The organism is Leucobacter sp., from assembly GCF_053528595.1.
Window position 1 is genome coordinate 16355 of the sequence record NZ_JAIVPF010000043.1, and the last position, 25933, is coordinate 42287.

Here is a 25933-nt window from a genome sequence, read left to right on the forward strand (position 1 = left end):
GACGGAGGGATTTCAGCTGTGAGCACAACGCCAATGGGGGCTATCGGTTCAGCGGTGGACGGGAAGATCGAGGACATCGGGAGCTACCGTCAAGTGCTCGGCTCCTTCATGACCGGCGTCACGGTCATCACCACCGTGGACGCGGAGGGTCGGCAACGGGGGATCACAGCGAACTCCTTCACCTCCGTCTCGCTCGATCCGCCGCTCGTGCTGTTCTGCGTCGACTATCGCGCAGCGAGCTACGAGACGTTCCAGCAGTCCCGCGGCTTCGTCATCCACGTGCTGTCGTCCGAGCAGCAGGATCTCGCGAAGACCTTCGCGTCGAAATCCGAGACGAAGTTCGCCGGTCTCCAGACGGAGGAGGGATTCGGCGGCGCGCCGATTCTGCAGGACGTGCACGGCTGGCTCGAGTGCGAACTCCACGACACCGTCATCGCCGGGGACCACGCCATCATCATCGGGCAGGTGCGGCGCTACAGCTCCGAGCCCGCGCGCCCGCTCGGCTTCTACCAGGGCAGGTTCTTCGGATTCAACACGGACGGCGAGATCGCCGCGCTCGCCGGGAGGTCCAGTCCGGTCTCGATCACCTGGATGATGCAGACCGCCGAGGGGGAGATCGTCGCCCGCGATCTGGGCGATGCGGGCTTCGAGCTCCCGCGGCTCACGGCCGCGGCCACCGACGTGCACGCCCGCGCGCTCGCACGACTCGCCGAGCAGCAGTTCGCGAGCGAGGTCAGCGTCGAGTTCCTGTACTCGGTGTTCGAGGACGAGCACGAGCGCCTGGGCCTCACCTATCGCGGTCAGGTCTTCGGGAGCGCGGAGGCGCTCGCCGAAGCCGGCTTCGCCTGCATCGCACCCGGGGCGGTGGACCCCGGCCGCTTCGCGCGGCCCGGGGAGGAGGCGATCGTCGAGAGGTACATCGACGAACTCGCGAACGCGAGGTTCGGCGTCTACGCGGGCACCCTCGCCGAGGGCGCCATCGCACACGTGACCGAGGTCTCCCCGGACCGACGGCCGGCGCCGGTGCGCGCCGGGGAAGGAGCATGGACATGAGGGCGCTGCCCGAGGGAACCGACCGCAGACTCGCCGACGAGATCAGCCGGAGCGGGGTGCGGCTCTGCATCGGAGGCGCATTCGTCGAGGCGGAGAGCGGCGCGGTCTTCGGCGCGGTCGACCCCTTCGACGGCCGGGTCTGGCACGAAGTCGCGGACGCGTCGAAGGCCGATGTCGATCGCGCGGTGGCGGCTGCAGCGCAGGCGCAGCCGGCCTGGGGGAGCCGCCCGGCGGCGGAGCGTGCGCGCGTGCTCCTCGATGTCGCGGACGCCGTGGAGGGATACGCCGAGGCCCTCGGCGTGCTCGACACGCTCGACAACGGCAAACTGCTCCGAGAGACCTCGGCGCAGGCCGACGGTGTCGCGCACGCCCTCCGCTTCTCCGCCGGAAGCGCGGAGAAGGTGACCGGAGTCACCGCCCCGGCCTCGAAGCCCGACGTGCTGGCGATGACGATCCGGCAGCCGATCGGCGTCATCGGCGTGATCGTCCCCTGGAACTCTCCCGTTCCGCTCCTCATGTCCGCCGCGGCTCCCGCGCTCGCCGCGGGCAACGCCGTCGTGGTGAAGACCTCGGAGGATGCCGCGGCATCGATCGCGGCCTTCGCGAAGATCGCCGCGGAGGCGGGATTGCCCGACGGCGTGCTCAACGTCATCTCGGGACGCGGTCCCGCAGCGGGCGACGCGCTCGTGCGTCATCCGGGGGTCGCGAAGATCGTGTTCACGGGCGGCGACGCCGTCGGCCGCAAGGTCGCGATGGCCGCCGCAGAGCGGCTGGCTCCCGTGCTGCTCGAACTCGGGGGCAAGTCGCCGCAGCTCGTCTTCCCCGATGCCGATCTCGACCTCGCCGTCAACGGGCTCATCGGCGGTGTCTTCGCCGCGATGGGGCAGACCTGCGTCGCGGGTTCCCGGGCCATCGTGCACGAGGACATCCACGATGCGGTCGTCGCCCGGCTGGCCGAGCGCGCGACCTCGCTCCGCTTCGGCGATCCGCTCGACCCCGGCACGCAGATCGGCCCGCTCGGGTCGTCCCGCCAGCTGAGCCGCGCACAGGGGTTCGTCGAGTCGGCGATCGCCGACGGAGCCCGGCTCGCCGCCGGTGGCGGCACCCGGCCGACCGGCACGGGAGCGGGCGAGTTCTTCGAGCCCGCGGTCTTCGCCGGAGTATCGCCGCAGCACCGCCTCTTCCGCGAGGAGGTGTTCGGGCCGGTGATCGGATTCACCACCTTCCGCACGTTCGACGAGGCGATCGCGCTCGCGAACGACTCCCGCTTCGGTCTCGCCTCCGGAGTGTGGACCGGCAGTCTCGACATCGCCATGCGGGCCGTGCAGCGGATCGAGAGCGGCACGGTGTGGGTGAACACGTATCGGGCGCCAGAGGCATCCACCTCCTCCGGAGGTGTGAAGGACAGCGGTTACGGCCGTCTCGGAGGGCATCGCGAACTCGAGGAGTTCACGATCGAGAAGACCGTCATCGTGAACTACTCCGGGATCGGGAACGATCCGTTCGTCATGGGAGGCGTCGCCGTCGACGGGCCGGACGGCCCCGTCGGTGCGTCGTGACCCGGAACCGACCTCTCGACACGTCTCATCAGGAGCACACCATGGAATTCTCGATCATGTTCGACCTCGGACGACGCACGCCCGACATCACCTTCGAGGAGAATCTGGAGCAGATCACCGCCCTCGCCAGAGCGGCCGAGGCCGCGGGATTCGCGGGCATCTACGTGGGCGAGCACCACGGTCACGAGATGACCATCGCGCCGGCGCCCTTCACGCTGCTCACGCACCTCGCCTCCGTGACGGAGCGGGTGCGCCTGGGGACCGCGGTGCTCTGCGCCCCCTACTGGCATCCGATCCGCCTCGCGGGCGAGGCCGCGCTCTTCGACCACATCAGCGGGGGACGGCTCGAACTCGGGATCGGTCGCGGCGCGTACCCCTACGAGTTCGCACGCATGGCCGGCGGCATTCCGCCCGAGGTGGCCCGCGAGCAACTCGCCGAGCTGCTGCCGGCGCTCAAGGGCCTGTGGCAGGGCGACTACGCGCACGACGGCACGCTCTACGCGTTCCCCGAGACCACCTCGACGCCGCGCCCGCGCGGGGGGCAGCCGCTGCCGCTCTGGGTCTCGGCGCGCCACCCGGACGTGTTCGACATCGCGGTCGAGAACCGCGCGAACGTGATGGTCGCCCCGCTCTCTCAGGGGATCGAGGAGGTGGCGTCGCTCCGGGAGCGCCTCGACGCGGCCGTCGATCGCGCCGGGGCGGATTACACACCCCGCATGATGGTGCTCCGGGACACCTTCGTCGCCGAGTCGGAGGCGGAGGTCGACACCGCCGTCGACGCGCTGCGGCACGGCGAGGGATACTTCTCGAACCTGTTCCGAACGGACGGCGAGGTGCACGACGGCTGGGTCACCTGGATCGATCCCGAATCGGTGGAATCGCAGCAGGGAACCTTCTCCCGAGAACGCATCCGCGAGACGCAGATGTTCGGAACCGCCGACGACGTGCGCGAGCGTCTGCGCGAGTACGAGGCGCTCGGCACCGATGTCTACCTGTACAACGCCACCTGGGGGCTCGACTTCGAAGCGGAACTGGCGTCGATCGAGCGCTTCGGGAGCGAGATCATCGCGCGGCACGGCGCGGGAGCATCATGACGACCCGGTTGCTGATCGCCCCGGACGCTCCGGGGCTCCCGCTCGTGCTGGTGCACGGGGTCGGCGCGTCCATGGAGTCGTGGCGCGGTGTCGCGGATCGGCTGACCACGCACCGCCCGGTGCTGATGTACACGCTGCGCGGTCACGAGATCGACGCGCCGAACCCGGCTCCTCCCTATTCCATGGAGGACTTCGTCTCCGACCTCATCGAGCTCGTGGACGCGCACGGGTTCGAGCGGGTGGTGCTCGCGGGCTTCTCGCTCGGCGGGCTCATCGCCCAGGCCGCCGCGCTCGCGCACCCCGATCGGATCGCCGGCTTGATCGTCGTCGGATCGGTCGCGGGGCGCACGGACGCGGAGCGCGAGCGCGTGCTCGAGCGCGCCGCGGTCGTCGCGGCGCGCGGCCCCTACGAGGTCGCGAAGCTCAGCGTCGAGCGCTGGTACACGCCGCAGTACCTGGCCGAGCACCCGGAGGCGGCAGCGGAGACGCTCGAACGCATGCGCGCACTCGATCCGGCCTGCTACTCGGCGGCCTACCGCGTGCTGGCGACCAGCGACTTCGCCGGCGAACTGCATCGGCTGCGGATGCCGGTGCTCGCGATCGCCGGGGCGGGGGATGTGGGATCGCCCCCGCACATGTCGGAGCGGATCGCCGCGTCCGTGGACGACGGCGCCGTCGTCGTCGTGCCGGACGTCAAACACGAGCTGCTCCAGGAGGCCACGGACACGATTGCAAAGGAGATTGATCGATTTGTCGAACACACGGGACTATGAGCCCCTCTTCTCGGAGGGGATGCGGATCCGCCGGAACGTGCTCGGAGACGCGTACGTCGACTCGGCGGTCGGCTCGGACGATCCGCTGACCCAGGCCTTCCAGCCCTTCATGGTGAACTACTGCTGGGGCGAGATCTGGACCGACGACACGCTGCCCCCGGCGACGCGCAGCATGCTCGTGCTGGCGATGACGGGGGCGCTCGGCCGGCACGAGGAGTTCGAGATCCACGCCAGGGGCGCCCTGCGCAACGGGGTCTCACCCGACGAACTGCTCGCCCTGCTCAAGCAGCTGACCGTCTACTGCGGCGTTCCCGCGGGCGTCGGCGCCATGAAGATCCTCCGCCGCATGATCGCAGAGTTCGAGTCGTCGCAGGCTCAGAGCGCCGGCGATTGACCGGGACCCGCACATCCGTACACCGATATCCACACCGACACAGAACAGGAATACACGCATGCGCAAGCGATCTGCAACAACAGTGGCGTTGGGCGCCGCTTCGCTCCTCATCGGACTCACGATGGCGGGCTGCGCTCCCGGAGACGGCACCGCCGAGGGCGGCGAGCCCCTGACCCTGGTCACCTGGGGCGGCACCACCGAAGAGGGCTATCGGACGGCGCTCGCCGAGCCGTTCACCGAGGAGACCGGCATTCCCACGGAGATGGTCAACCCCGTCGACTACGGCAAGTACGCCGCACAGATCGAATCGGACCAGGTCAGCTGGGACTGGGTGGACCTCGAGGGCTGGTTCCCCGTGCAGCACCCGGACTGGTGGGCTCCGATCGACACGGACGTGGTGGAGATCGACCCGGCCGACGTGATCGAACTCCCCGGCCAGGAGAAGCTCGACGTCGACTGGGCGCTGCCGAGCGGCTCCTACTCCTTCGTCATGGCGCACCGCACCGATACGGATGCGGCCATCCCGTCGACCTGGGAGGAGTTCTTCGACACGGAGAGCTTCCCGGGCAAGCGGGCGGTCTACAACTATCCGTACGGCATGCTCGAGGTCGCGCTGCTGGCCGATGGCGTGGCGTACGAGGAGCTGTACCCGCTCGACATCGATCGCGCTCTGGCGAAGCTGGAGACGGTGCGATCCGACCTGGTCTTCTGGAACTCCGGCGCCGAGCTGCAGCAGATCATGACGAGCGGCGAGGCCGACTTCTCCTTCGCGTGGAACAACCGCATCGCGAACCTCGCGAAGCAGGGCGAGCCGGTGGCGATCGAGTGGAACGAGAACCTGCAGGACGGCGGCTACTACGTGACCGCGAAGAACAACCCGCAGGTCGATGAGACCATGCAGCTCTTCTCGCGGCTCATGAACACCGACGTGCAGGTGCAGATCGCGGGCGCCACGGGATACTCGCCCTCGCTGCGCTCCGCGATGGAGGCGCTGCCCGAGGACGAGCAGCCGTGGTACAACGCGTATCCCGAGAACATGGATCAGGCGATCGGGTCGATCAACCTCCAGTGGTGGGCCGACAACTTCGACGACGCCGTCGAGCAGTGGTCGAGCTGGGCGGGTCAGTGACCACCGACGTCATCTCCCTCCGTGCCCGGGCCGGCCGCTCTCGAAGCGGTTCGGCCTGGTACACGGCTCCGGGGCTGCTGTTCGTCCCCGCGCTCCTCGTGCTGGTGCCGGTGTTCGTCGTGCCGACGGTCATCCTGCTCGCCACGAGCTTCACCGGGGCAGACGGGCCGTTCTCCCAGTACGTGCGCATCGTCGAGACCGATCTCGTGCGCGCCGTCTTCCTGCGCAGCCTGCGCATCGCCGCGATCGTCACCCTCATCTCGCTCGTGCTGGCGGTCCCCTACGCGTCGATCGCCCTCAAGTCCGGCGCCCGCCTGCGCAGCCTGCTGCTCGGCGCGGTGACGGCATCGCTGTTCTTCAGCGTGCTGGTGCGCGCCTACGCGTGGTTGGCGCTGCTCGGCCACAACGGCCCCGTGCTGAACTTCCTGGACGCCCTCGGGATCGACACCGCGGACCTGCAACTGGTCAACAGCCCCACCGGCGTCATCATCGGGATGGTGCAGTACGGATTCCCGTTCATGGTGATCTCGCTCATCGACGTGATGGCGCGCCAGGACGGGAGCTTCGAGCGGGCGGCGGCCGTGCACGGGGCCGGCCCGGTGCGCCGGTTCTGCACGGTGACCTTCCCTCTGCTGGTGCCCGGTGTGCTCGCCGGATCGACGATCGTCTTCGTGACGACGCTCGGGTACTTCGTGATCCCGTCCATCCTGGGATCCCCGCGCGAACTCATGATCGGTCAGCTGATCAGCGACCAGGTGGGCACCACCCTGGACTGGAGCTACGGCGCCGCGCTCTCGGCGGCACTGCTCGTGGTCACCTTCGCCGTGATGGTCGCGCTCCGATTCCTCGCACGTCTCGTCGGAAGGAGCTGAGATGCCGCAGGGCACCCTCACGCGGATCCTCGGAGTCGCCCTCGCGCTGCTCCTCGCCGCCTACCTCATACTTCCCGCCCTCGCGGTGATCCCCATGGCGTTCAGCTCGAGCATGTTCCTCGAGTTCCCGCCCCCGGGATTCTCGATGCGCTGGGTCGAGCGCTTCTTCTCCGACCCGGCCTGGACCGCCGCCCTGACGAGGAGCCTGGTGGTCGCGGGCTGCACGGCCGTGCTCGCGGTGCCGCTCGGCACGCTCGCCGCGTACGCCATGGTGCGCGCGCACGCGCGCACGGGCCGCCTCGCGGACCCCATCATCATGATGCCCATGATGGTCCCGGTCGTGATCTCGGGTTTCGCGCTGTACCTCCTCGTGCTGCTCCTGCGCGTGCAGGGCGGGCTGCCCCTCGTCGTGCTCGCGCACGTCGGCCTCGCGATCCCGTTCGTCGTGACGACGGTGACGGCCTCGCTGCGCACCTTCGACTTCAAGCTGGTGCAGGCGGCGCGGGTGCACGGCGCGAGTGCGGTGCGCGCGTTCCTGGGAATCGTGGTCCCGGTCATCATGCCCGGGATCGGGGCGGCGACGCTGCTCTCGATCATGGTCTCGCTCGACGAGCCGGTGATCGCGATGTTCGTCGCGGGGGACCGCGAGCCCACCCTGCCGGTGAAGATGTTCGCCAGCATCACCTACGAGCTGAACCCGGTCGTCCCGGTCGCCGCCACGGTGCTCACACTGGCGACCTTCGTCCTGCTCGGACTGAGCCTCGCGCTGAACCGGATCGCGAAACGGCGGGGCGCACGATGAATCATCAGCGACTGAGAAACGGAATCATCATGGATCGATCTGAACATGAACACCGGCGGGAGCCGGTCGGGCTCGAGCTCGTCGGAGTGCAGAAGCGCTACGGCGACGTGCTCGCGGTGCGCGACGTCAGTCTTTCGGTGCAGCCGGGCGAGTTCCTCACGCTGCTCGGGCCCAGCGGTTCGGGCAAGACCACGACGCTCAACATGGTCGCCGGCTTCGAGACGCCGACGGCCGGCAGGATCCTCCTGGGCACGACGGATATCACTCGCGTGCCGACCCACAGACGCGGTCTCGGCATGGTGTTCCAGTCCTACGCGCTCTTCCCCCACATGTCGGTGCTCGAGAACGTGATGTATCCGCTCAAGCGCGAGGGCGGAGCGGGATCGGCGAAGCGCAAGCGAGCGCTCGCCGCACTCGAGTCGGTCTCGCTCGACCATCTCGCGCAGCGCAGGCCGGCGCAGCTGTCGGGCGGTCAGCAGCAGCGGGTCGCGCTCGCCCGGGCGTTCGTGTCGAATCCTCCGATGCTGCTGATGGACGAGCCGCTGAGCGCGCTCGACAAGTCGCTGCGCACGCAGATGCAGGAGGAGATCAGGAGGTTGCACCGCGAGATCGGCACCACCGTGCTGTTCGTGACCCACGATCAGGAGGAGGCGCTCGCGCTCAGCGATCGCATCGTGATCATGCGCGACGGCGACATCGCTCAGGTGGGCACCCCGACGGAGATCTACGAGTCGCCGAACTCGAGTTTCACCGCGAAGTTCCTCGGTGCCGCGAACTTCGTCGACGCGACGGTCGCCGCGGTGGAGGCGGACGGGGCTGTCGCGCTCTCCCTCGGCAACGGCGAGACCGCGTCGGCGCGGGCGACGGGGGACCTGGCCGAGGGCGCACCGGTGCGGCTGGTGCTGCGCCCGGAGGACGGCTATGTGGTCGAACCGGGCGCGCGCGACGGCAATCGCGTCTCCGCGGTGTTCGACGAGATCGTCTTCCTCGGGGACCGCCTGCGCTGCAGCGGTCGATTCGCCGATGGCTCGCCGTGCCTGCTGTGGCTCTCGCACCGCGAAGCGGCGAAGGTCCAGCCGGGGCGCGGCGTGATGCTGAGCTGGGAACCCGCGCGCAGCGTCGTCGTGCCGAGGGAGGCGTGACGTGTCGCGGACCGTCCGAGTGGAACCGGCCGTCGCCCCGCCCGACGCGGAGGCCGGCGACCCGGTGACGTTCACGCCGCTGGCTCCGGCCGGCTCGGGTGCGAGCCTGTTCCTCGTGCGAATGGGGGCCGGCGCCGACGTCGGCGGATGGCATCGTCACGATCAGGGCCAGTACCTCGAATCCATCGACGGGGTCGGCTGGGCGGAGGAACTCGGGGGCGATCGCTGGGAACTCGCTCCGGGTGACCGCCTGTGGTGCCCGCCGGGCACCATCCACGCCCACGGGGCGGCCGCTACGGGTGCGTGGACGCAGTTCTCGCTCACCCCTGGGGGGACCGAGTGGTTCGCGTCCCGCGCCGAAGCCGAGGAAGCCGCCGCCGGGAGCGTCCCGACCCGGCGCACAGAGGAAGGAACCATCGCATGACCATCGCGGAGCTGCGCATTCGCAAACTCTCGACGACCACGGAGCGCGTCTTCATCGAGGGCGGGAGGGCGCTCGATGGAGAGCTCCGGCTCTGCGCGGCCGCGGCGGTGATCGAGAATCCCTGGGCCGGGCGCTACGTCGAGGACCTGGGACCGGAGGTGCGCAGGTTGGCGCCCGAACTCGCGCTCCTGCTCACCGAGGAGATCATCGCGTCGTTCGGAGGAGCCGACCGGGTCGCCGCGTACGGAAAGGGCGCCATCGTCGGGGCCGACGGCGAACTCGAGCACGGTTCGGCCTTCCTCCACACCCCGTACTTCGGCAACGTGATCAGGGAGCGGCTGCTGAGCGATCAGTACATCAGCTACGCCGACACCCGGGGTGCGCCTGGAACGCGGCTCACCGTTCCGCTCGCCGACACGGTGACCTCGGGCCTCCGATCGCATTTCGTATCGTTCGGGTTCTCGGTTCCCGACGCGCCGGCCGCGAACGAGCTGGTCATCGCCGTGGCGGCGGCGACCGGCGGGCGACCGCACGCCCGCATCGGGGACCGCACGACCGACCCGGTCGTGCGCCTCGCCGACTTCCGCGGACGGGCGGCGCGCCTCGGCCTCCGCATCGAGGAGACGGACTGAGAGGTTCGCCGAGGCCGGGATCCCGCCGCGCGGCCGGCGGCTCCCGTCGGCGAGAGACGCTTCCGCGTCCGCCGAGCGATCTCGCGCGACACGCCCGGCTTGCGCGGATGCGGATCCTGACATAGAGTTGGTCTTTGGCTGTGCGCCGTCCCAGTGCGCAGACCGCGGGAGCCGCTCGGCTCGAGACCGGAATGACTCGTCAGGCCGGGGTTCCTGCAGACAAGAAATCTTGGGTGAGGCCGTCCGGTCTCACGGTATGAGAGGAAACACCATGGCAGCAGTGTGCCAGGTGACCGGCGCCGTTCCCGGCTTCGGTCACAACATCTCGCACTCGCACCGTCGCACCAAGCGCCGGTTCGATCCGAACATCCAGAAGAAGACCTACTACGTGCCGTCGCTCGGCCGCAAGGTGACCCTCACCCTGTCGGCCAAGGGCATCAAGGTGATCGATGCCCGTGGCATCGACGCCGTCGTGGCTGATCTGCAGAAGCGTGGGGTGAAGTTCTAATGGCGAAGGACAAGGACGTACGTCCGATCATCAAGCTCCGCTCGACGGCAGGCACCGGGTTCACCTACGTGACGAAGAAGAACCGTCGCAACACCCCGGACCGTCTCGTGCTCAAGAAGTACGATCCGGTCATCCGCAAGCACGTCGAGTTCCGAGAGGAGCGTTAATCATGGCGAAGAAGAGCATGATTGCGAAGAACAAGCAGCGCCAGGCGATCGTCGACCGCTATGCGGAGAAGCGCGCTGAGCTGAAGAAGGCCCTCGTGGACCCCAACGGGACCGACGAGAGCCGCGAGGCCGCACGCGTGGGCCTGCAGAAGCTGCCCCGCAACGCCTCGCCGGTGCGCGTGCGCAGCCGCGACGTCATCGACGGCCGCCCCCGCGGCGTGCTGTCGAAGTACGGCGTCTCGCGTGTGCGTTTCCGCGACATGGCGCACCGCGGCGAGCTGCCCGGCATCACCAAGTCGAGCTGGTAAGCACGACGGACCTCCTGCCGTCGCAGGGCTCGTTCGAGCCGACGCGCAGGCCGTTCCGGATGCGGCCGAGCCGAGCGGCGGGGCTGCGTTTCACCACGGGCGCGGATCCTTCGGGATCCGCGCCCGTGGTGCGTTTCGGGAGCCGCGAAGGCCGCGATCGGGCCCGCGCGACACGCCGCACCGCGAAATCCCAGCGAAGTTCCGCAGAATTCTGCCGAATTGGGGTAGATTCGTAGCGATCAACCGATCGGACCCTTCCAAACCGGGAGGGATACCTGAACTCGATCAGGGGCTGGGGGGCATTGCGTCTTCGCCCTGGAAGGACACAACATGGCACTCAACAAGACTGAGCTTGTCGCGAAGATCGCTGCCGAGACCGGCCAGAGCCAGGCCGCTGTTTCCAGCGTCGTCGACGGCTTCTTCGCCGCCGTCTCCGAGACCGTCGCCGGTGGCGACAAGGTTTCGATCCCCGGCTGGATCTCCTTCGAGACCGCGACCACCGCTGCTCGCACGGGCCGCAACCCGCGCACCGGTGAGACCATCGACATCCCCGCGGGCAAGCGCGTGAAGGTGTCGGTCGGCTCGAAGCTCAAGGCTGCCGTGAAGTAACACGCCTCCTCGGAAACCCCCGGTCGGTGCTCGTCACCGCCCGGGGGTTTCTGCGTGTCCGGGGCGACGGCCCGCCCCGCCGTCCCCGGGCGCCCTCCCACCCGGCGGCGCGTAGGCTTGAGGGGTGCCACGATACCTGCGCGTTCTCGCTCCCGCCCTGCTGATCGCGGCGACCTTCGCCGCGCTCCTCGTGGGGCTCGGGATCGGGGGCGCTGCGGCCGAGCGCACCCTGGCCGATCCGGGAGCGCTGGTGCGCTTCGGCATGCCGGTGATGCGCACGCTCGTGAACCTCTCGATGGCCGGACTCATCGGTTCCGTGGTGATGACGGTGTGGGCGCTCTCGAGCGAGCGGCGCGAGGCCCGAGTGGCGATGGATCTCGCCGCCGGATCCGCGGCGGTGCTCACCGTGGCCAGCGCGGCGACGCTGATCCTCACCTTCGTGGACGTCTCGGGCCTGGCCTTCTCGGGCGAGGCGAGCTTCGGGGCGGCGCTCGCCCAGTTCGTCACCGAGGTCGAACTGGGGCAGCTGTGGCTGATCCAGCTGCTGCTCGCGGCCGTCACCACGGTCCTGGCCTTCGCGATCCGGGAGCGCCGGCTCACGCTCCTCGTGCTCGTGGCCGCGATGGCCACGGCCCTGCCGCTCGCCCAGCAGGGGCACGCGGCGGGCGCCTCGGGCCACGGCCAGGCGGTCAACTCTCTGCTCGTGCACCTCATCGGCGCGGCGGTGTGGCTGGGAGGCCTGCTGACGCTCGTCTTCGTGGGCCGCGTCACCGATCGCCGGCGACTCTCCGTGCTCGCCGCCCGCTACTCCGCACTCGCGCTCTTCGCGTTCATCGGCGTCGCCGCCTCGGGGGTCGTGAGCGCGTGGCTGCGCGTGGGATCCCTCGACGCGCTCCTCGGCACGGGCTACGGGCAGCTCGTGCTGATCAAGACCGCGGCGCTCGTGGTGCTCGGCGGCTTCGGCGCGGTGCAGCGGGCGCGGCTGATCCCGCGCATCGCCGATTCGGCCCGGGGCGATCGCGCGTTCATGTGGTTCGTGCTCGCCGAACTCGCCGTGATGGGGGTCGCGAGCGGGATCGCGGGGGCGCTCGGGCGCACGGCCACGCCGGTGGCGCTGGAGCCCGCGCGCGATCAGGGCGACCGGATCGGCCCGGCCGAGTGGCTCACGGGCGATCCGCTGCCTCCGGAGCTCACACCCGCGAGCTACCTCACCACCTGGAAGTTCGACCTCGCCTGGACGCTCGTCTGCGCCTTCGGGATCGCGCTCTACCTCGCCGGCGCGCTCCGGCTCGCCCGCCGCGGCGACCGCTGGCCGGTCGGCCGCACGATCGCGTGGACCCTCGGCATGCTGCTGCTCTTCTACACGACCAACGGCGCGCTCAACGCCTACGAGCAGTACCTCTTCAGCGTGCACATGCTGGCCCACATGATGCTGACGATGCTCATCCCGCTCGTGCTGGTGCTGGGCGCCCCGGTGACCCTCGCGCTGCGGGCCGCCGAGAAGCGCACCGACGGCTCGTGGGGCGGACGCGAGTGGATCCTGTGGGCCGTGCAGACCCCCTATTCCAAGGTCATCACGCACCCGGCGGTCGCGGCGGTCGTCTTCGCCGGCTCCCTGTGGGTGTTCTACTTCACGCCGATTGCGCGCTGGGCCGCCTCCGAGCACCTCGGGCACCAGTGGATGATCATCCACTTCCTCATCTCGGGCTACCTCTTCAGCCTGTCGATGATCGGGATCGATCCCGTGCCCTACCGCTTCCCGTATCCCCTGCGGCTCGTCACCCTCTTCGCCACGATGGCCTCGCACGCGTTCTTCGGGGTGACCCTCATGACCGGCGACGGGCTGATGCTCGCCGACTGGTACGGCGCGATGGGGCGCACCTGGGGGGCGACGCCGCTCGAGGATCAGGCGACCGGGGGCGGCATCGCCTGGGGGATCGGCGAACTGCCGACGCTCGCGCTCGCGCTCATCGTGGCCGTGCAGTGGTCGCGCAGCGACGCCAAGGAGCAGAAGCGCAAGGACCGGGCCGCGGATCGCTCGGGCGACGCCGAGCTCGAGGCCTACAACGCGATGCTGGCGCGTCGGGCCGGCAGCCAATCGCATCGCGATTGACTGCCCGACGCGGCGGTGCCACCGCGCCGGGACCGCGGAACGGGCGCGTCGCTGGAGCGGAAGCGCAGCGTCCGATCGCCCCGCGGGGAGGCCTCAGCCTCCGAGCTGGCCCTCGTCGCTGACGGTCACGTCGGCGCGGTGGAAGTTGAGGTGCGAGCGCGACGCCGTGGGCCCGCGCTGCCCGAGGTAGCGAGAGAAGGTCGCCCCCGATCCGTAGGGCCGCTCGGCGGGGGAGGAGAGCTTGAAGAAGCAGAGCTGACCGATCTTCATACCGGGCCAGAGGCGGATCGGCAGGGTGGCGACGTTCGAGAGCTCGAGGGTGACGTGCCCCTCGAAGCCGGGATCGATGAAGCCGGCCGTGGAGTGGGTGAGCAGGCCGAGACGGCCGAGCGAGCTCTTGCCCTCGAGGCGGGCCGCGATGTCGTCGGGCAGGCCGACCTGCTCGAAGGTCGAGCCGAGCACGAACTCGCCGGGGTGGAGGATGAACCCCTCCTCGGGGTCGACCTCGATGAGCCGGGTGAGCTCGGGCTGCTCCTCGGCGGGGTCGATGACCGGATACTTGTGGTTGTCGAAGAGCCGGAAGTAGCGGTCGAGCCGCACGTCGACGCTCGACGGCTGCACCATCGAGGGGTCGCTGGGCGAGAGGCTGATGCGCCCGGAACCGAGCTCGGCGTTGATGTCGCGATCTGAGAGCAGCACGTGACGATTCTAGCGCGAGGGCGGGGCGCCCCAGAGGCCGCCGATCCCCGAGCGCCCGCCCGGAGGCATCAGTCGCGGAAGGCCCGGAGCACGTCGACGGCCGAGTTCAGCTGAGACGGGGCCGACCCCTCCCGGCGCTTCTCCTCCGCCGTGGCCTGCGCGGCCGCCGCGCGGCCGAACACGTACCAGATGCCGACCACCGGTTCGTTGCCGTTGTTCACGAAGAGGTGCGCGCGCTGGGAATCGAAGGCCATCGAGTCGCCGGCCCGGATGAGGTGCTCGTCGAACTCGAGCTTGAGCGTGAGCTCACCGCTCAGGAGGTACACGTGCTCCACTCCGAAGTGGCGCATCAGCTTCCCCTCGATCGAACTCGAGGCCCCGGGCTGGTAGGTGACCCGGAGCGCCTCGACATCGGTGCCCTCGAGCACCGACAGCCGTTCCCACTTCACCCCGTTGTCCATCTCGAGCGTGGGGTTCTCATCCGAGGCCTGGTAGTGGAAGGGGGTCATCGGCCGCGGCACGACATGGGGCACCTGCACCACCTGCTGCGGCTCCGCCACCTGCCGCAGGCGCGACGGATCCTCGCGTCCCAGCAGCGCGTCCGTGGAGATGTCGAGCTGCGACACGAGGGAGTAGAGCGTGCTGACCGAGGGCTTGGTCTTCCCGGTCTCGACCTGCGAGAGCAGGCTGGGAGAAACGCCGATCGCGGAGGCGAGCGAGCGCAAGCTCATGCCGCGTGCCTCCCGCGCCTCCCTGAGGCGTGCACCGATGGAATCCGACATGAGGTCTCTCCTATTGTGTTGACTGTACGTCTCCAGCACCGGGGTACCGGACGTGTGACTACTTCAGTGTAACTTCACAGCGGACCTGCACAGGGCCGGCCCCACCGCTCAGCAGGAGATCGCGGTTGTGCACCCCCGCTTCGGCCTCGCCGCGTTCGATGGCCTGCGCGAGTGCGAGCACACGACTGTTCAGCGGCGCGGAAGCCTTCCCGCCCGCCGTCGCGACGACGCGTCCGTTGAGATCGTCGATCTCGGCGCGACGTCCCTTCCGCCAGTCCTGCAGCACGGTCGTCAGGGTGGAGGGGAACGTGTACGCGTCGAGGACGACCCCGAGCAGATGCTCCACGTACGCGTCGCGGGTGAGCGTCTCCGGGTCCGCCTCCCGGGTGAAGATGGGCACGATGCGCCGTCCGTCCGCGAGCGCTGCATCGAGCGCCTCCTGGCCGGTGGCGAGCATCATCTCGTACATCCCCGGCAGCGCGATCGCCTCCGCGAGCGGAAGGTCCAGGATCGCCGACGGCACGAGCTCGCAGGCATTGGCGACGAGCTTCATCCACTTCGCCGAGCGGATGTCGGGAGTCGTGACGACATCCGCCGCGGCCCGCAGCACGGGGGCGATGGCCTCGGCGCGCGCCTGCGCGGCGGGAGTCTCCCCGCCCAGTGCGAGCCACAGCGGCGCCTCCTGCACGATGCGGCCCGGATGGAACATGTTCGCCGCGACCTCGACCACGGCGCCGACGCTGCGGTCCGACCCGAAGACCCGGGCGACCGCGTCGAGGGTGATGCCGTTTTGGATGGCGACGATCGAGCCGTCCGGGGCCAGGTGCGGGCGCAGCAGTTCACATGCCCAGACGGTGTCGTAGGCCTTGACGCCGAGCACGATGAGGTCGAACGACTCGGTCGGCTCGGCGAGCCGGCAGAGATGCCGGGCCCGCATCGGCGTGACGCGCACCTCGCCCGCGCGATCGACCCGCAGTCCGTGCTCGCGCATGGCCTCGACGTGGGCCGGCCAGGGGTCGTAGACCGTGACGTCCGCTCCCGCGTGCTGCAGGCCCTCGGCGATCGCGCCCCCGTTGGCGCCCGCGCCGAATACCGCGATACGGACGGGGGTCATGCCGGCGCGAGTTCGTAGTCGACCACGGACTTCTCGGCGACGAGCTCGCCGACCACGGCGAGCGCGGCGACGTGATCCGGGTGCACCTGATAGTCGGCCAGCGCCTCGTACGAGTCGTGATGCGAGACGAGCACGGCGTCCCAGTGCCCCGGGACCGCGGCGTCGTCGACGCCGATCTCGAGCGACTGCACTCCCGGAACCCGGTCGGCGAGCGGCTCCAGGGCGGCCCTCAGCGCCTCGGCGGAGCGCGCTCGGCCTGCGGCGTCCCGGGCTGAGAACTTGAAGGTGACGATGTGGCGGATCACGGGAGCTCCATTCTGCGCTGGGCGGGGCGCGCGGCGGTTCGGGCGGGCACGGCCACGGGTTCGCGGATGATGGCGCGCATGAGGTTCACGTTCGCCAGGCTGGGGACGAGCTCGCCGCGTTCGATGCGTTCGCCGATCCGGAGAATCGCCTCGTTGACCGGCGCCTCCCCGCCGAGGCGCTCGCGGAGCTCGACGATGTAGCCGTTGAAGCCGTCGAGCTCGGCGCGTCGCCCCTTCTCCCAGTCCTGCAGCACCGCGACCCGCGTGTCCGGCCGGGAGAACGATTCGAGTACGGCGTCGAGCAGGTCGAGTGCGTACTGGTCCGAATCGGGCACCTCCGCCGCGGTCTTGCCGAAGATGGGCAGCATCGTGATGCCGGCGTCGATGGCGAGCCGGTAGGCCTCCCGAGCCGCCGCGTCCATGACCGCGCGCATGTCCGGCTGCGCGACGGCCGTGAGGAGCGGGACGCCGAGGATGGCCGAGGGGAGCATCTCGGGGATGTTGGCGATGAGCTTCATCCACTTGGACGAGCGGATGTCGTCCGAGATCTCGGTCCTCCCGGCGTGGCGCAGGGTCTCGGCGACCGCGTCCAGCTGCGGGGTGCGCGCGCCGTCGAGGGTGCCCACGCCGAACCAGGTGTCCTCCGGGGCGTACTGACGCACCACGTGCCCCGGGTCGAAGAGGTTCGCGGCGATGCCGAGCACCGCTCCGATGGTGCGCTCGGGCCCCACGACGTCGGCGATCGTATCGATCGTCATGCCGTTCTGCAGGCCCACCACCATCGATCCCTCGTGCAGCAGGGGGGTGATGAGCTCCACCGACCACCGGGTGTCGTAGGTCTTGGTCGAGATGAACACGATGTCGAACGGCTCTCGCAGCTCCGCGACCTCGCAGAGGTGGCGGGCGTCCACCCGAGTGACCTCGGTGCGGTCCGGCATCTCGACGGTGAGCCCGCTCGCGCGCATCGCCTCGACGTGGGCGGGCCACTGGTCGATGAGGGTGACATCGAGCCCGGCCCGAACCAGGTCGGCGCCGATGGACGCGCCGTTCGCTCCGGCGCCCAGCACCGCTATTCTCTGATCGCTCACTGCATCGCCTCGCACGGTCGGGTGGTGGGGTCGGGGCTCATCGAGATCATGCCGATTCGTCTGCGCTCTACTGGGCCGTGTAGCCGCCGTCGAGCACCAGCTCCGCGCCGGTCATGTAGCTCGACTCGTCGCTCGCCAGGAACAGGACGCCGTTGGCGATCTCACGGGGTGATCCGAGCCGGCCGAGCGGCACCTTCGCGAGCACGTCGGCCGTGATGTCGGGGGCCTGCGCGTCGATGAGGGGCGTGTCGATGAGGCCCGGGTGCAGCGAATTGCAGCGTACGCCGTCGCCGATGTACGAGAGGGCGACGTTCTTGCTCAGCGACCGCACGGCGGCTTTGGAGGCGGTGTACGCGGAGACTCCCGCAGCGCCCGCGATCCCCCAGATCGAGGAGGTGTTGATGATCGATCCGCCACCGTTCTCGACCATGACGGGAACGACCGTGCGACATCCGTAGAAGACGCCGTTCAGGTTGACGTCGACGACGAGGTTCCAGTCGTCGAGCGAGATCTCGCTCACCGGCTCGTAGGCCTTGACCACTCCGGCGTTGTTGAACAGCACGTCGATCCTGCCCCGCGCCGAGACGATCTCGCTCACGACGCGCTCCCACTGCCCCAGGTCCGTCACGTCGAGCTGCACGTACGTGATCGCGTCCGACTCGTAGGGGGCCGCCGCCTGCACATCGGCGGCGTACACCTCGGCGCCCTCCTCGGCGAACCGCTCCGCCGTCGCCCGGCCGATCCCGCCGGCCGCCCCCGTGACGAGCGCGATCTTTCCCTGAAGCCTCATTGCTCTCCTCCATGCAGGCGGTCGCCCGCCTCAGATTTGTTTAGTAAGAGTAGACAATGTGTTGAGTGCTGCTGTCAAGCCGGGGTGGGCGAAGTGCGCGCGGCGCCTCGGCGGCGATCAGCGCGGCCACTGCCACAGCTCGAGCTGCACGCCGTCCGGATCGCGCAGGTAGGCCCACTGCGAGCCGGCGAGGGCGCCGTCCTCGAGCCTGACCGGCGGTGCGTTGAACACCGCTCCGCGCTCGGTGAGTGTTCGATACGCCTCGTCCATGTCGTCCACCTGCAGGCAGATGTGGGCCGCCCCCACGTCGCAGTTGCGGAGCGCGAAGTCGTCGCCCTCGGGCTCGGCGTACTCGAGGAACTCGATCCGGGTGGACCCGATCTCGATCATCGAGTAGTCGAGCACCGCGCCCGGCACCTCGACCCCCGCTTCGAGCGCGGCCCCTTCGTTGTGGTTGACGGGGCCGGGCTCCAGGCCGAACATCGTGCGGTACCACTCGAACGAGCGCTTCATGTTCCGGACGGTGATTCCGATGTGGTGGACGCCTTCGACGGTGAAGGGCATGCGAACTCCTCTGCTCGACCGGTGTTGTGAACACTGCCAGTGAACAACATTGTCCGCGGATGTTCAATAGCCCGGCATCCGCAGAAGGCCGCGCCGAGGCGCACCGGCGTTTCGGCGGGAAGGCGCAAACCCCTCGCGCAATGCCCTGGGGTGTAGTTATAGTGAACGCTGGGCGCCGTGCCTGGTGCCGTGCGAAGAGCAAAGGAGCTGAACATGACGGGAAGACTCGAGGGTCGCACGATCGTGGTGACCGGTGCGGGATCCGGCATCGGGGCCGGGATCAGCCGCGGCATGGCCGCCGAGGGGGCCAACCTGGTCGTCTCGGACCTCGACGCCGATGCGGCGCGGGCGGTGGCGCGGCAGATCGAAGACGCCGGAGGGTCGGCGATCGGCGTGCAGGCCGACGTCACCGACCGCGTCGGCGTCCGCGCCTCGATCGCGGCGGCGGTGGAGCGATTCGGGCGCATCGACGCCTATTTCAACAATGCGGGGATGAACGCGCCCCTGCGGTTCCTCGACATCACCGAGGCGAACTTCGAGCTCATCATGAAGGTGAACGCGCTCGGCGTGCTGATCGGCACCCAGGAGGCGGCCAAGCAGTTCATCGCTCAGGGCACGCCCGGGAAGGTGATCAACACGGCATCGATCGCGGGCCGCACCGGTTTCCCCAACTTCGCGCCCTACAGCGCCGCGAAGTCGGCGGTGATCGCGCTCACGCAGTCGGCGGCTCGCGCGCTGGCGCCGCAGCAGATCACCGTGAACGGCATGGCGCCGGGCGTGGTCGCCACTCCGCTGTGGGACAAGCTCGACGCCGACCTCGAGGCGATCGGCGAGGGCGACTCCGGTTTCGCGTCGATGTCGGGCGACATCCTGCTCGGCCGTCCCGCCCAGCCGGAGGACCTGGTGCCCACCGCGATCTTCCTCGCGGCCCCGGACTCCGACTACATCACGGGTCAGATCATCCCCATCGAGGGCGGGATGATCCTGGTCTGACCGACGCGGCCCCTCGCGGGGCGCATCCGTCCCGGATCCGCTGTTCGGCGTCACGGGACACTCCGAACGGGGCGCCCCGCGGGCGGCGGCTCGCGGCGGGGTGCGCCCTCGCGACCGGATGTAACGAAACAGCATCGAAACAATGTTCACCAGTTCTGCACTTGTGTGTTCATCTGTATAGTCCTACTCAACGTTGAACGGTGACTCGGTCGGTCGCCGGACGGCACAGGTTTTCAAAGGAGAAACGATGACGTCAGATCCGTCTGAGACGCGCGCCCTGTCGGGCGCGCGGTTCCCCGTATCGCAGGGGCTCATCACGATGGTCATCGCCCTCGCCGGGGTGCTGCTCCTCGGCCTCGTCTTCGCGCCGTCGAGCCTCGCGCCGAACGTGCTGCTCGGTGTGATCCCCTTCGCGTCGGTGCTCGCGATCGCCGGTCTCGGCCAGATGCTCGTCGTGCAGCAGGCCGGCATCGACCTCTCGGTGCCGGGGGCGGTGTCCCTCGCGGTGGTGCTCGCCACCCACGTGACGAACGGCGATTCGAGCAGGCTCGGCCTCGCAGTGCTCTACTGCGTCGCCTTCGCCCTGGTGGGGGGCGCGGTCAACGGCTTCCTCGTCGGGGTCATGGGCCTCAACGCCATCATCACCACGCTCGGCACCAACGGCCTCATGTTCGGCGCCGTCCTGGTGATATCGGGCGGCGTGCCCCGCACGACGACATCGCTGCTCCAGAGCATCACCAACGGCAATGTGCTCGGGGTGCCGAACACCCTCCTGCTGCTGCTCGTCACGCTGGTGCTCGTCTCGCTGCTGCTGAAGAAGACGGTCGTGGGCCGCCGGTTCGAGGGGATCGGGGCGAGCCCCGACGCCACGCGCTCGATGGGTCTCCGCGTGCGCACGCACAAGGTCGGGGCCTACATCGGGGCCCAGCTGCTGTACACCTTCGCCGGTCTCATCCTCGCGGGTGTGGTGACGCAGCCCACGCCCTATCTCGGCAACAACTACCTGCTGCCCACCGTGGCGGTCGTGGTGCTGGCGGGCACCTCCCTGCGGGGCGGCCGGGGATATCCGGTCGCCACGATCGTCGCCGCCTTCTTCCTCACCCAGCTCGAGCAGTTCTCGCTCGCGCTCGGGATCCCCTACGCGGCCCGCACGCTGATGCAGGCGGCGGCCTTCGTGATCGGAGTCGCGATCTACACCATCGACTGGGGCAGGGTCCGGCGCTGGATCGCGGGGCGCGCGGATCGCGCCGCCCGCCCGGCGGCGGTCTGATCCCGGCATCGAACCTCAACCAGAACACCGCGTTCAGACGAAAGGAATCACATGAAACTCAACAAGAGACTGTTGACGGGAGCAGCGGCGCTCTCGGCGGGCCTGCTCCTGCTGACCGCCTGCTCGGGCGGCGGCGACACCGCGGGCGGAGAGGCCGGCGGAGGCGCGGCCAACGCGGACGCACCCGCGTGGTGCGGGCCGGACGAGGCCAGCCTGACCTTCCTCGACGGCTACATCGTGAACGGCTGGCGCATGATCGCGGCCGAGACGGCGCGGATCGAGGCGGCGAAGTGCCCGACCATCACCTCCTTCGAGGTCATCGACGGTCAGGGCGACACGCAGAAGGCGATCTCGGACATCAACGGCGCGGTCGCGACCGGCTCCGATGCGATCGTCGTCCACACGGCCTCCGGCGAGGCGGTGCTCCCCGCGCTGCGATCGGCGTACGAGGCCGGAGTGGTGACGGTGCCCTACCGGGACGGCGTGGGCGGCGCGGCCGGCGAGGACTACGACATCTGGATCGGCGCCGACTACGTCGAGGACGGACGCACCTTCGGCAACTGGATCAAGGAGCAGTTCCCCGACGGCGCCAAGGTCCTCTTCCTCAGCGGTCCGGCCGGCACCACCCAGGGGCTCGACGAGAAGGCGGGCCTCGACGAGGTGCTGAGCGACTCGAAGTACGAGTTCATCGGGGAGCAGCCCTTCGAGGTGACCGAGTGGGACCCCTCGAAGACGCAGCAGGTGCTGACCGCCGCGATCGCGAAGCATCCGGAGATCGACGTCATCGTGTCGGACTACGGCCCCTCGCTCGTCGGCGCTCTGCCCGAGTTCGAGAAGAGCGGCCGCTCGATCCCGGCGCTCGCGGCTTCCGACGGCAACGTGCTCGGCTGCTTCTGGGAGGCGCACCAGGAGTCGAGCCCGGACTTCAAGATGATGACGATCAAGACCGGCACCGACAACATCGCGCTCGCCGTCCAGCACGCCGCGGCCCGCGCCACCGGCGGCGAGGTGCCCGGCGACGAGGCCTACGTCGGCGGGGTCTTCGAGGACTCGACCTCGGATGACAAGCCGGTGCAGTGCAACCCCGACCTGCCCGACGACACCTACCTGTCCTCCTCCGCCCTGACCGGCGAGGAGCAGGCGGAGCTCATCGGCGGCTGACCCCGGTCGAGTCGGCGGGGATCCGACCGGATCCCCGCCGACTCGCTCACGATCAACGACATTTCGAAGGAAGCAACGTGCAGCAGAGCGACGCCACCCCGCAGACGCCGGTCATGTCTCTTCGCGGGATCGCCAAGAGCTTCGCGGGGGTTCCCGCGCTCACGGACGTGTCCCTCAACATCTACGCGGGCGAGGTGCACGCGCTTCTCGGCGAGAACGGCGCGGGCAAGTCCACGCTGATGAACGTCGCCACGGGCTCATTGGCCCCCGACGGCGGCGCGATCGCCATCGGCGAGGAGGAGTTCCAGGCGCTCACGCCGACGCAGGCGGCCGGGCTCGGGATCGCGATCGTGCATCAGCACCCGGCCGTGCTGCCCGACCTCACCGTGCTGGAGAATCTGCGCGTGGCGCTGCCGCCCGCGGTGTTCGCCGGCCGTCCGAGCAGGGACGTGGCCGAGGAGCTGCTCAAGCGCGTGCGCCTCAACGTGCACCTCTCGGATCGCGTCGAGAACCTCAGCGTGGCGCAGAAGCACCTGCTCGAGATCGCCAAGGCGCTGGCCGTGCACCCGAGGGTGCTGGTGCTCGACGAGCCGACCGCCCCGCTCGGCAGCGACTCCGTCGAGATGCTCTTCGATCTGGTCGCCGAGTGGACCGCCGAGGGGACCGCGATCGTGTACATCACGCACCGGATGGCGGAGGTGCGGGAACTCGCGAGGCGCGTCACCGTGCTGCGGGACGGGCACGTCGCCCGCGCCGACGCGCTCATCGACGAGGTCACCGATGAAGACATGCTCGCACTGATCGTCGGCAGGCGACTCGCATCGACCTTCCCCGAGAAGCGGGGCGGCGGTCCGGCCGAGCCCAACCTGGTCGTCGAGCATCTCAGCGCGGACGGCATCCACGACATCTCGTTCTCGGCGCTGCCCGGAGAGATCGTCGGGATCGCCGGAGTGGTCGGCAACGGGCAGGAGGAGCTCATGCGCGCGCTCGCCGGCCTGGCCCCGCACGAGGGACGGGTGCTCATCGACGGTCGCGACTTCAGCTCGAAGGATCTGCTGCGCGCCTCCGGATACATGCCCGCAGATCGCCACCACGAGGGGCTGATCATGCCGCTCACGGTGCGCGAGAACGCGGCGATCTCCGCCCTCAAGCGCTTCCGCAAGGGTCCGCTGCTGAGCCGGCGCCAGGAGGTCGACCTCGTCACCGAGCAGCTGCGGTCGCTGGCGGTGAAGGCGCCGTCGCTCGACGCGGAGGTGTCGTCGCTCTCCGGCGGCAACCAGCAGAAGGTGGTGATGGCGCGCACCGTGCTCTCCGGCCCGCGGCTCGTGCTCGCGCACGAGCCGACGCAGGGTGTGGACGTCGGGGCCCGCGCCGAGCTCTACCGCATCATCCGCGAGATCTCCGCGCAGGGCACGCCCGTGATCGTCGCCTCGTCCGACGCGAAGGAGCTCGAGGGGCTGTGCGATCGGGTCATCGTGCTGTCGCGCGGTCAGACGGCCGCCGAGCTCACCGGCGACGAGATCCAGGAGGAGCGCATGGTGCACACGGCGGTCACGTCGCGGACCGCGAGCCTGCGGACCGTCTCGGCCGAACGGGCCGGCTCGGGAAGGATCTCCCGATTCCTGCAGGGCGACTACGCTCCCGTGGCGCTGCTCGCCGTCGCGATCCTCGGGCTCGGCGCCTACATCCTCACGCAGAACGACAAGTATCTGAACGCCTTCAACATCACATCGATCCTCACGCTGACGGCCGCACTCGGGTTCATCGCCCTCGGGCAGACGATGTCCCTGCTGCTGGCGGGGATCGACATGTCGGTCGGGCCGCTGGCCGGGCTGCTCGTCGTCATCGCCTCGTTCCACTTCTCCGGGGGTGCGACGGCGGGGTCGATGCTGCTGGGTCTCGCCGCCATGATCCTCGTGTCCGTCGCCACGGGTCTCGTCAACGGCCTGCTCATCAGATACCTGAGGTTCACGGCCATCGCGGCGACGCTGGCGACGTACTTCGCGCTCCAGGGGTTCAGCTTCATCCTGCGGCCCACGCCGGGCGGGAACATCGACCGGGCCGTGTCCGACGCCATCCAGTTCAAGATCCTCGGGGTCGTGCCGGTGGCCTTCGTGGTGCTGATCCTCCTGGCCGTCGGGCTCGAGTTCGCGCTCAAGCGGAGCCGCTGGGGCTGGAGGCTCCGCGCCATCGGCTCGGACGAGCCCAACGCTCGGCGCGTCGGCGTCAAGATCAACCGCACGGTCATCGCGGCGTACATCTTCTGCTCGCTGCTCACCCTGCTGGGCGCGCTGATGCTGATGGCCCAGCTGGGGGTGGGCGACGCGGCGCAGGGCGTGAACTACACGCTCACCAGCATCACCGCGGTGGTCCTCGGCGGGACGAGTCTCTTCGGAGGCCGCGGCACCTTCGTCGGCAGCCTCCTGGGATCCCTGCTGCTGGTGCAGGTGCTCAACGCGATGTTCTTCCTGAAGCTGGACCAGTCCTGGCAGTACTTCCTGCAGGGCATCATGATCCTGGCGGCCGCGATCGTGTACTCGGTGGTGCGCGCCCGCGTGAAGAACCGGGTCGCCGCCTGACCGGCACCGTCTGACCGGCACCGCCTCACCGGCGCCGCCATCCACCCCCCCCCGACGACGAGGAGACACCATGTCCGTTCCGCCCTTGCTCGCCTCCTGCTGGACGCACGCGGGCGACGCCTTCCCGGAGAGCGGGGACGAGCGCTCGCCGTTCGACATCCTGGACCGGGTGCGCGCCGTCGCCGAGGCGGGCTGGAGCGGCCTCGGGCTGGTGCACGCCGACCTCGTCGAGACCGCGCGCACGATCGGCCTGGAGCGCCTCGCCGAGGAGATCCGCGCCGTCGGGCTCGAGTTCGTGGAGGTCGAGTTCCTCGGCAACTGGTGGACGGCTGGCGAGGAGCGCCGGGCCTCCGACGCGCGGCGCAGAGACCTGCTCGAGGCGGCCGAGGTGCTGGGGGCCCAGACCATCAAGGTCGCGGGCAAGATGTACGCCAGAGAGGCCGACCTCGACGTCATGGGCGAGGAGTTCGACCGGCTCGCGGACGAGGCCCGGAACGCGGGCGCGAGGATCGCGATGGAGTTCCTCCCCTTCACCAACTTCTCCGACGCCGCGAGCGCATCGCGCTTCGTGAGCGGGGTCGGCAACCGGAACGGCGGGCTGATCGTCGACATCTGGCACGTCTACCGGGCGGGCGACACTCCCGACGAGCTGCTGACGGTACTGGATCCCGACCACCTCTTCGCGGTGGAGCTCAACGATGCGCTCGAGCCGGCGCCGGGCGACTCGGATGAGGCGCTGTGGGCCGACACGATCAACGAGCGCCGCCTGCCCGGCGAGGGCGACTGGGACGTCCCGCGCTTCATCAACGTGATCCGGGAGCTGGGCTTCACCGGAGCCTGGGGCGTCGAGATCCTCTCCGCCGAGCATCGCCGGAAGTCCCTCGGCGACGAGGTCGCCTCCGCCATCGACGCGACCCGGCGCGTGTTCGCCGAGGCCGACCGCCAGAGCGCGCAGCGCTGACGGCCATGGCCGATCCCGGGCCGGCCCGCCGGCGGGCTCGTGCGGTCG

28 protein-coding genes are annotated in these 25933 nt (G+C 69.6%); 21 read left to right on the plus strand and 7 right to left on the minus strand.

Annotated features, from left to right (window positions below; translation table 11 throughout):
* Positions 1 to 18: 18 nt before the first annotated feature.
* The 16 genes from ACWKZU_RS09130 to ACWKZU_RS09205 all read left to right on the plus strand — a co-directional run bounded on the left by ACWKZU_RS09130 (position 19) and on the right by ACWKZU_RS09205 (position 13579).
* Positions 19 to 1053 carry a flavin reductase family protein gene (locus ACWKZU_RS09130; RefSeq protein WP_449282014.1) on the plus strand — a complete coding sequence of 345 codons (1035 nt, stop codon included), beginning with the start codon at positions 19 to 21 and terminating at the stop codon, positions 1051 to 1053.
* Complete coding sequence (locus tag ACWKZU_RS09135) at positions 1050 to 2612, plus strand: aldehyde dehydrogenase family protein (RefSeq protein WP_449282015.1); 1563 nt, start codon at positions 1050 to 1052, stop codon at positions 2610 to 2612. The genes ACWKZU_RS09130 and ACWKZU_RS09135 overlap by 4 nt, the downstream gene beginning before the upstream one ends.
* Before the next feature lie 41 nt (positions 2613 to 2653).
* Positions 2654 to 3706: an LLM class flavin-dependent oxidoreductase gene (locus ACWKZU_RS09140; protein ID WP_449282016.1), complete on the plus strand. Its 1053-nt coding sequence runs from the start codon at positions 2654 to 2656 to the stop codon at positions 3704 to 3706.
* Positions 3703 to 4479, plus strand: coding sequence for an alpha/beta fold hydrolase (locus tag ACWKZU_RS09145; RefSeq protein ID WP_449282017.1), 777 nt, complete (start codon positions 3703 to 3705; stop codon positions 4477 to 4479). The genes ACWKZU_RS09140 and ACWKZU_RS09145 overlap by 4 nt, the downstream gene beginning before the upstream one ends.
* Positions 4457 to 4873 (plus strand): carboxymuconolactone decarboxylase family protein, encoded by a 417-nt coding sequence (locus ACWKZU_RS09150; protein ID WP_449282018.1) that lies wholly within the window; start codon positions 4457 to 4459, stop codon positions 4871 to 4873. Before ACWKZU_RS09145 ends, ACWKZU_RS09150 begins: the two co-directional genes overlap by 23 nt.
* 58 nt (positions 4874 to 4931) lie before the next feature.
* Complete coding sequence (locus ACWKZU_RS09155) at positions 4932 to 6002, plus strand: extracellular solute-binding protein (RefSeq protein ID WP_449282019.1); 1071 nt, start codon at positions 4932 to 4934, stop codon at positions 6000 to 6002.
* Positions 5999 to 6874: an ABC transporter permease gene (locus ACWKZU_RS09160; RefSeq protein ID WP_449282020.1), complete on the plus strand. Its 876-nt coding sequence runs from the start codon at positions 5999 to 6001 to the stop codon at positions 6872 to 6874. Before ACWKZU_RS09155 ends, ACWKZU_RS09160 begins: the two co-directional genes overlap by 4 nt.
* Before the next feature lies 1 nt (position 6875).
* Complete coding sequence (locus tag ACWKZU_RS09165) at positions 6876 to 7676, plus strand: ABC transporter permease (protein ID WP_449282021.1); 801 nt, start codon at positions 6876 to 6878, stop codon at positions 7674 to 7676.
* Positions 7677 to 7705: 29 nt separating this feature from the next.
* A complete protein-coding gene (locus ACWKZU_RS09170) occupies positions 7706 to 8818 on the plus strand; it encodes an ABC transporter ATP-binding protein (protein ID WP_449282022.1) in 1113 nt (370 codons plus the stop codon).
* Between the two features lies 1 nt (position 8819).
* Positions 8820 to 9242, plus strand: a complete 423-nt coding sequence (locus ACWKZU_RS09175; RefSeq protein ID WP_449282023.1) for a cupin domain-containing protein — start codon at positions 8820 to 8822, stop codon at positions 9240 to 9242.
* Positions 9239 to 9874, plus strand: coding sequence for an amino acid synthesis family protein (locus tag ACWKZU_RS09180; RefSeq protein WP_449282024.1), 636 nt, complete (start codon positions 9239 to 9241; stop codon positions 9872 to 9874). Before ACWKZU_RS09175 ends, ACWKZU_RS09180 begins: the two co-directional genes overlap by 4 nt.
* 271 nt (positions 9875 to 10145) lie before the next feature.
* The gene (gene rpmB / locus ACWKZU_RS09185; protein ID WP_105805590.1) at positions 10146 to 10382 is read left to right on the plus strand and encodes a 50S ribosomal protein L28; all 237 of its coding nucleotides are present in this window, start codon (positions 10146 to 10148) and stop codon (positions 10380 to 10382) included.
* Positions 10382 to 10549 (plus strand): 50S ribosomal protein L33, encoded by a 168-nt coding sequence (gene rpmG / locus ACWKZU_RS09190; protein WP_017884003.1) that lies wholly within the window; start codon positions 10382 to 10384, stop codon positions 10547 to 10549. Before rpmB ends, rpmG begins: the two co-directional genes overlap by 1 nt.
* A 2-nt stretch (positions 10550 to 10551) precedes the next feature.
* Positions 10552 to 10857: a 30S ribosomal protein S14 gene (gene rpsN, locus ACWKZU_RS09195; RefSeq protein WP_017884002.1), complete on the plus strand. Its 306-nt coding sequence runs from the start codon at positions 10552 to 10554 to the stop codon at positions 10855 to 10857.
* A 330-nt stretch (positions 10858 to 11187) separates the two neighbouring features.
* Positions 11188 to 11466, plus strand: a complete 279-nt coding sequence (locus ACWKZU_RS09200) for an HU family DNA-binding protein (RefSeq protein WP_053383214.1) — start codon at positions 11188 to 11190, stop codon at positions 11464 to 11466.
* Positions 11467 to 11590: 124 nt separating this feature from the next.
* Positions 11591 to 13579 carry a cytochrome c oxidase assembly protein gene (locus ACWKZU_RS09205; protein ID WP_449282025.1) on the plus strand — a complete coding sequence of 663 codons (1989 nt, stop codon included), beginning with the start codon at positions 11591 to 11593 and terminating at the stop codon, positions 13577 to 13579.
* A gap of 93 nt (positions 13580 to 13672) precedes the next feature.
* On the opposite strand, the gene dcd is transcribed toward ACWKZU_RS09205, so the two are convergent.
* The 7 genes from dcd to ACWKZU_RS09240 form a co-directional block, all read right to left on the minus strand.
* Positions 13673 to 14278: a dCTP deaminase gene (gene dcd / locus ACWKZU_RS09210; RefSeq protein WP_449282026.1), complete on the minus strand. Its 606-nt coding sequence runs from the start codon at positions 14276 to 14278 to the stop codon at positions 13673 to 13675.
* A 68-nt stretch (positions 14279 to 14346) separates the two neighbouring features.
* Entirely contained in the window at positions 14347 to 15060 is a 714-nt protein-coding gene (locus ACWKZU_RS09215; RefSeq protein WP_449282027.1) for a helix-turn-helix domain-containing protein, read from the minus strand.
* A 58-nt stretch (positions 15061 to 15118) separates the two neighbouring features.
* Positions 15119 to 16174: a ketopantoate reductase family protein gene (locus ACWKZU_RS09220; RefSeq protein WP_449282028.1), complete on the minus strand. Its 1056-nt coding sequence runs from the start codon at positions 16172 to 16174 to the stop codon at positions 15119 to 15121.
* Positions 16171 to 16479 (minus strand): Dabb family protein, encoded by a 309-nt coding sequence (locus ACWKZU_RS09225; protein WP_449282029.1) that lies wholly within the window; start codon positions 16477 to 16479, stop codon positions 16171 to 16173. The genes ACWKZU_RS09220 and ACWKZU_RS09225 overlap by 4 nt, the downstream gene beginning before the upstream one ends.
* Positions 16476 to 17567: a ketopantoate reductase family protein gene (locus tag ACWKZU_RS09230; RefSeq protein WP_449282030.1), complete on the minus strand. Its 1092-nt coding sequence runs from the start codon at positions 17565 to 17567 to the stop codon at positions 16476 to 16478. Before ACWKZU_RS09230 ends, ACWKZU_RS09225 begins: the two co-directional genes overlap by 4 nt.
* A 67-nt stretch (positions 17568 to 17634) precedes the next feature.
* Positions 17635 to 18357, minus strand: a complete 723-nt coding sequence (locus tag ACWKZU_RS09235; protein WP_449282031.1) for an SDR family NAD(P)-dependent oxidoreductase — start codon at positions 18355 to 18357, stop codon at positions 17635 to 17637.
* A gap of 117 nt (positions 18358 to 18474) precedes the next feature.
* Positions 18475 to 18921, minus strand: coding sequence for a VOC family protein (locus tag ACWKZU_RS09240; protein WP_449282032.1), 447 nt, complete (start codon positions 18919 to 18921; stop codon positions 18475 to 18477).
* A 213-nt stretch (positions 18922 to 19134) separates the two neighbouring features.
* Between ACWKZU_RS09240 and ACWKZU_RS09245 the strand changes: the two genes are divergently transcribed.
* From ACWKZU_RS09245 to ACWKZU_RS09265, 5 genes are all read left to right on the plus strand, one after another.
* Entirely contained in the window at positions 19135 to 19914 is a 780-nt protein-coding gene (locus ACWKZU_RS09245) for an SDR family NAD(P)-dependent oxidoreductase (RefSeq protein ID WP_449282033.1), read from the plus strand.
* Positions 19915 to 20161: 247 nt separating this feature from the next.
* Positions 20162 to 21184, plus strand: a complete 1023-nt coding sequence (locus tag ACWKZU_RS09250; RefSeq protein WP_449282034.1) for an ABC transporter permease — start codon at positions 20162 to 20164, stop codon at positions 21182 to 21184.
* Between the two features lie 51 nt (positions 21185 to 21235).
* Positions 21236 to 22345, plus strand: coding sequence for a substrate-binding domain-containing protein (locus tag ACWKZU_RS09255; RefSeq protein WP_449282035.1), 1110 nt, complete (start codon positions 21236 to 21238; stop codon positions 22343 to 22345).
* A gap of 77 nt (positions 22346 to 22422) precedes the next feature.
* Positions 22423 to 24924 carry an ATP-binding cassette domain-containing protein gene (locus tag ACWKZU_RS09260; protein WP_449282036.1) on the plus strand — a complete coding sequence of 834 codons (2502 nt, stop codon included), beginning with the start codon at positions 22423 to 22425 and terminating at the stop codon, positions 24922 to 24924.
* A 70-nt stretch (positions 24925 to 24994) separates the two neighbouring features.
* Positions 24995 to 25885: a sugar phosphate isomerase/epimerase family protein gene (locus ACWKZU_RS09265; protein WP_449282037.1), complete on the plus strand. Its 891-nt coding sequence runs from the start codon at positions 24995 to 24997 to the stop codon at positions 25883 to 25885.
* Positions 25886 to 25933: the final 48 nt, after the last annotated feature.